Origin of the sequence: Micromonospora maritima (assembly GCF_902825405.1) — a bacterium.
GTDB classification, from domain to species: domain Bacteria; phylum Actinomycetota; class Actinomycetes; order Mycobacteriales; family Micromonosporaceae; genus Micromonospora; species Micromonospora maritima.
Genome location: NZ_CADEAU010000354.1, coordinates 1 through 5684, shown reverse-complemented (window position 1 = coordinate 5684; position 5684 = coordinate 1). Strand labels below are relative to the sequence as shown.

General features: G+C 74.8%; 7 protein-coding genes. 2 read left to right on the top strand and 5 right to left on the bottom strand.

The features are described from left to right. Together HUW36_RS24230 and HUW36_RS24225 are read left to right on the top strand one after the other, a co-directional pair. On the top strand, positions 1 to 1148 hold a 1148-nt coding region (locus HUW36_RS24230), incomplete at its 5' end, for a glycoside hydrolase family 3 protein (protein ID WP_174530286.1). 116 nt (positions 1149 to 1264) lie between these two features. After that, the gene (locus HUW36_RS24225) at positions 1265 to 1486 is read left to right on the top strand and encodes a hypothetical protein (protein WP_174530285.1); all 222 of its coding nucleotides are present in this window, start codon (positions 1265 to 1267) and stop codon (positions 1484 to 1486) included. A 45-nt stretch (positions 1487 to 1531) separates the two neighbouring features. Here the strand turns inward: HUW36_RS24225 and fabF are convergent, their stop codons facing one another. The 5 genes from fabF to HUW36_RS24200 all read right to left on the bottom strand — a co-directional run. Further along, complete coding sequence (fabF, locus tag HUW36_RS24220; protein WP_174530284.1) at positions 1532 to 2758, bottom strand: beta-ketoacyl-ACP synthase II; 1227 nt, start codon at positions 2756 to 2758, stop codon at positions 1532 to 1534. Between the two features lie 2 nt (positions 2759 to 2760). Beyond that, the gene (locus HUW36_RS24215) at positions 2761 to 3000 is read right to left on the bottom strand and encodes an acyl carrier protein (protein ID WP_007072348.1); all 240 of its coding nucleotides are present in this window, start codon (positions 2998 to 3000) and stop codon (positions 2761 to 2763) included. 87 nt (positions 3001 to 3087) lie between these two features. Beyond that, complete coding sequence (locus HUW36_RS24210; RefSeq protein WP_174530283.1) at positions 3088 to 4032, bottom strand: beta-ketoacyl-ACP synthase III; 945 nt, start codon at positions 4030 to 4032, stop codon at positions 3088 to 3090. Next, positions 4033 to 5202 carry an acyltransferase domain-containing protein gene (locus tag HUW36_RS24205; protein WP_174530282.1) on the bottom strand — a complete coding sequence of 390 codons (1170 nt, stop codon included), beginning with the start codon at positions 5200 to 5202 and terminating at the stop codon, positions 4033 to 4035. A gap of 78 nt (positions 5203 to 5280) precedes the next feature. Continuing rightward, a partial coding sequence (locus tag HUW36_RS24200) for a PucR family transcriptional regulator (RefSeq protein WP_174530281.1) occupies positions 5281 to 5684 on the bottom strand: 404 nt, incomplete at its 5' end.

The following is a 5684-nucleotide window of genomic DNA, read 5'->3' as shown; positions in this document are numbered from 1 at the left end:
CCGGCAACCCGGCGCTGACCGAGGCGGCCTGGCGGGCCGCCGGCGCGGAGCTGGCCGCGATGGGGATCAACATGGACTTCGCCCCGGTCGCCGACGTGCTGGCCACCCGCAGCACGGTGATCGGCTCGCGCTCCTTCGGCGCCGACCCGGCGACCGCGTCCCCGCAGGTGGCCGGCGCGGTACGCGGGCTGCAGGCCGAGGGCGTCGCGGCGGCCGTCAAGCACTTCCCCGGGCACGGCCTGAGCGCCGCCGACTCGCACACCGAGCTGCCGGTGGTCGGCCAGTCCCGGGCGGTGCTGGACCGGACCGCGTTCCCGCCCTTCCGCGCCGGGATCGACGCCGGCGCGATGGCGGTCATGTCCGCCCACCTGAACGTGAAGGCCGTCGACCCGGGCACCCCGGCCACCTTCTCCCGCAAGCTGCTCACCGACGTGCTCCGCGGCCAGCTCGGCTTCCGGGGCGTGGTGGTCACCGACGGGATGAACATGGCCCCGGCGAAGAAGTGGTCGCCGGGCGAGGCCGCGGTCCGGGCGCTCAACGCCGGCAACGACCTCATCCTGATGACCCCGAACGTGGGCCAGGCGTACGACGGGCTGCGCGCCGCGCTCAAGGACGGCTCGCTGCCCCGCACCCGCCTGGTCGAGGCGGTCACCCGGGTGCTGACCATGAAGTTCCAGCTGGCCGGGCACGCCCAGCCGGCGCTGGGCACGCTCGACGGCGCGGACCACCGCAGGGCCGCCGCCGACCTGGCCGCCGCCGCGGTGACCGTGCTGCGCGGCCGCTGCGGCGGCCCGGTGCCCGGGCCGGTCAGCGTCACCTCCTCCGGCGGCCGGGACCGCACCCGGGCCGTACTGACCGAGGCGCTGACCGCCGCCGGCGTGAAGGTGGTGCCGTCCGGCGGCACCGTGGTGCACCTCGTCGGGTACGGCGACGGCGCGAAGGACCTGCGGGCCGACGCCGACGTGACGGTGGCGATGGACACCCCGTACGTGCTGTCCGGGGCGAAGTCGCCGACGGTGCTGGCCACCTACTCGTCCACCCGCGCCTCGATGACCGCGCTGGCCGCGGTGCTCGCCGGCAAGGCCCGCCCGACCGGCCGCTCCCCGGTGCCGGTCCCCGGCCTGCCGGCCACCACCTGCGGCGCCTGAGGTGCAAGGAGGGGCCCCCTGTTAACGCCTCCGGTAGAGGAGGGGGCCCCGCTTAACACCCCGGGCGGCGGAAACCGGATGCGGCACCGGGCATCCGGCTGGCAGGGTGAGCGCCCATGGGAGAGCCAGCACACGGTTTCCGCTACGTCGAGCGGGCCGACGGCACCGTGGTGATCACGCATCACGGGCGGGTCGCCGGCACGCTGCGCGGCGGTCGGGCCGCGCAGTTCCTGGCCGAGGTCGAGGACGACCCGCAGCTGGTGATGGCCCGGTGGACCGGCAACTACCGGCGCGGCAACGAGCGGACCGCATGCCAGCACCCCCGCAACCGCGCCTGATGTAAGGAAGGGCCCCTCCGGGGCCCTTCCTTACATCAGGGCGGCTCAGGGGCGGGTGAAGACCAGCGCCACGTTGTGACCGCCGAAGCCGAACGCGTTGTTCAGCGCGGCCGGGATCTCCAGGTGCCGGGCCTTGTGCGCGGCCACGTCCAGGCTCATGCCGTCGTCCGGGTCGTCCAGGTTGATCGTCGGCGGGATGACGCCGTCCCGGATGGCCAGGATGGTGGCGATCGACTCCAGCGCGCCGGCCGCGCCGAGCAGGTGCCCGGTCATCGACTTGGTGGCGGTGAGCACCGGATGGTCGCCGACCGCCTGCCGCAGCGCGCCGATCTCCAGCATGTCGCCCACCGGCGTGGAGGTGGCGTGCGCGTTGACGTGCACGATGTCCGTGCGGGCCACGTCCGCGTCGGCGACCGCCCGGGCGATGGCCCGGATCGCGCCCTCGCCCTCCGCGTGCGGCTGCACGATGTCGTACGCGTCCGAGGTGATGCCGGCGCCGGCCAGGCGCGCGTACACCCGGGCGCCACGGGCGGCGGCGTGCTCGGCCCGCTCCAGGACCACCACGCCCGCGCCCTCGCCGAGCACGAAGCCGTCCCGGCCCTTGTCCCACGGCCGGGAGGCCTTCTCCGGGTCGTCGTTGCGGGTCGACATGGCCCGCATCGAGGCGAACCCGGCGATCGGCAGCGGGTGGATGACCGCCTCGGTGCCGCCGGCCACCACCACGTCGGCCCGGCCGGCGCGGATGATGTCCAGCCCCAGCGCGATCGCCTCCGCGCCGGTCGCGCAGGCGCTGGCGACCGAGTGCACCCCGGCCTTGGCGCCCAGCTCCAGCCCGACCCAGGCGGCCGGACCGTTCGGCATCAGCATCGGCACCGTGTGCGGGGAGACCCGTCGCGGGCCGGACGCCTCCAGGATGTCGTCCTGGGCGAGCAGGGTGGTGGCGCCGCCGATGCCGGAGCCGACGCTGACCGCCAACCGCTCCGGGTCGGGCCCGCCGTCGGCCAGCCCGGCGTCCGCCCAGGCCTGCCGCGCGGCGATGATGGCGATCGCCTCCGAGCGGTCCAGCCGGCGCAGCTTCACCCGGTCCAGCACCTCGGCCGGGTCCACCGCCAGCTGGGCGGCGATCCGGACGGGCAGTTGCGCGGCCCACTCCTGGGTGAGCGCACTCACCCCGGAGCGGCCGGCGAGCATGGCGTCCCAGGTCGACGCGACGTCCCCGCCGAGCGGGGTCGTCGCGCCGAGCCCGGTGACGACGACGTCGGGGCGACTCATGATCAGGACTGCGCCTCGATGTAGCTGACCGCGTCCCCGACGGTCTTGAGGTTCTGCACCTCGTTGTCCGGGATCTTGACGCCGAACTTCTCCTCGGCGGCCACCACGACCTCCACCATGGAGAGCGAGTCGACGTCGAGGTCGTCGGTGAAGGACTTCCCCTCGGCCACGTCGTCCGGGTTCACCCCGGCAACCTCTTCGAGGATCTCGGCGAGGCCGGCGGTGATCTCGTCACGGGTCATTGCGGTTGGTTCCTCTCATCGGGGGGTTCTCGGTGCCCGGCGACGCCGGACACCGCACCTGGAGCGCGTGCGCGCCCGAGGGGGTCATCAGGGGCAGCGGACGACCTGACCGGCGTAGGTCAGGCCGCCGCCGAAGCCGAACAGCAGCACCGGGGCGCCCGAGGGCACCTCGCGCCGCTCGACCAGCTTGGACAGGGCCAGCGGGATGCTCGCCGCCGAGGTGTTGCCGGACTCGACGATGTCCTTGGCGATGATCGCGTCCGGGATGTTCAGCCGCTTGACGATGCCGTCGATGATCCGGGCGTTCGCCTGGTGCGGCACGAACGCGGCCAGCTCCGACGGGTCCACCCCGGCCCGCTCGCAGGCCTGGAGAGCGAGCGGGGCCAGCGCGGTGGTGGCCCAGCGGAACACCGACTGCCCCTCCTGGGCGATGTACGGCCGCCAGCCCTCGATCCGGACCGCGTCGCTCTTCTCCGGCGCGGAACCCCACACCACCGGCCCGATCCCGGCCGGCTCGTCGTCGGCGGTCGCGGTGACCACCGCCGCGCCGGCGCCGTCACCGAAGATGATGCAGGTCGAGCGGTCGGTCCAGTCGGTGAAGTCGGAGAGCTTCTCCGCGCCGACCACGATCGCGTTGCGCGCCGCGCCGGCCCGGATCGCGTGGTCCACCGTGCCCAGCGCGTACGCGAAGCCCGAGCAGGCGGTGTTGACGTCGTACGCCCCGGGCGCGGTGATGCCCAGCTTGGCCGCGACCCGGCAGGCCACGTTCGGGCTGCGGTCCACGGACGTGCAGGTCGCCACCACGACCAGGTCGATGTCGGCGGCGGTGAGGCCCGAGTTGGCCAGCGCCTTGCCGGCCGCGGCGGTGGCCATGTCGGCCACCGTCTCGTCGCCGGCGATCCGCCGGGTGACGATGCCGACCCGGTCCCGGATCCACTCGTCGTTGGTGTCGACCATCTGCGCGAGGTCGTCGTTGGTGACCACGCGTGAGGGCTGGTAGTGCCCCATCGCGGCGATCCGGCTGCCGGCCATTTAGTGCGATCCTCCGATGCGGACGAGGGGCTGGCCCGGTGCGACCGGGTCGTCGTGGTGCGCGAGCCACTCGGTGAGCGGCCCGCTGTCGTGCGCGGTCACCTCGACCGGCCCCTGCCGGCCGGTGACGTGGCCGACGACCTGGCCGGCGCGCAGCTCGGCGCCCTCGGCCAGTTCGGCGACCGGCCGGAAGGCGCCGGCGGCGGGGGAGACCACCACCCGGAAGCGGGACGCCGGCGGGCGGGCGACGACGCCGCCGTGCCGGGCGATCAGGGCGCGCGCGGCGGGCAGGTCGTCGGGGGTGTTCAGGGTGACGATCTCCGGCGCGCCCTCGCCCTTCAGCTCTCGCTTCACCAGGCCGGCCAGGGTGCCGGCCGGCGGCAGCTCGACCACGCCGGTGACGCCGAGGTCGGCCAGGGAGCGCATGCACAGGTCCCAGCGGACCGGGGCGGTCACCTGCCGGACCAGCCGCCGCACCGTCTCCCGGCCGTGCCCGACCGGTGCGCCGTCCAGGTTCGACAGCAGGATCCGGGTGGGGTCGGCGGCGGTCACGCCGGCGGCCACCCCGGCCAGCGCGGCCTCGGCCGGAGCCATGTACGGCGTGTGGAACGCGCCGGCCACCTGGAGCCGGATGATCCGGGCCCGGGCCGGCGGCTCGGCGGCCAGCTTCTCCAGCCCGCCGACCGCGCCGGCGGCGACGATCTGCCCGGCGCCGTTGCGGTTGGCCGGGTGCAGTCCGTGGGCCTGGAGCGCGGCGAGCACCTCGTCCGGGTCGCCGCCGAGCACGGCGGCCATCCCGGTCGGTTCGAGCGCGCAGGCGGCGGCCATCTCCCGGCCGCGTACGCCGGCGAGCGTCACGGCCGCCTCGGCGGGCAGAACCCCGGCCAGGGCGGCGGCGCCCAGCTCACCCACGCTGTGCCCGGCGACCAGCCCGACGTCGTGCATCGGCAGGTGCTCGGCGGCGAGCAGCGCGGCGGCCACCAGCAGCGGCTGGGTGCGTGCGGTGTCCTTGATCTCGTCCGCGTCCGCCCGGGTGCCGAGGTGGACCAGGTCGACGCCGGCCAGCGCCGACCACCACCGCAGGCGTGCCTCGACGCCGGCGAGGTCGAGCCAGGGGGTCAGGAAGCCGGGCTTCTGCGAGCCCTGTCCGGGGGAGAGTACGGCGAGCACGTGTACGACTCTGACGGATACTCGCGGGTCGCGCTGTAACGCACGGCACGAAACCGCACTAGAAGAGTTAGAGGAAACCTACAAAGATCGGTGGCGATCATCGCCGCTCTGGGTGGTTTTCCGGCCCCCTGCGCTCGCTGTCTGACTCGGGACGGGTGCGACTGCCGGTACCACCGGGTCCAACCTACCGACCGTCAGCGCGACCTGGAGCGCGAAGGCGTCGCGCGGGGCCAGCGGCGAGAAACCGGTCACCTCGGCGATCCGCTTGAGCCGGTAGCGCACCGTGTTCGGGTGCACGAACAGCGCCCGGGCGGCGCTCTCCAGCGTGCCGCCGGCGGCGAAGAACGCGTCGAGCGTCTCCAGCAGCTCGCCGCCGGAGCGGGCCAGCGTCGCGTACACGTCGTGGCGCAGCCGGCGGCGGGCCTCGGCGTCGCCGGCCAGGGCCCGTTCGGGCAGCAGTTCGGCGGCGGCGACCGGGCACG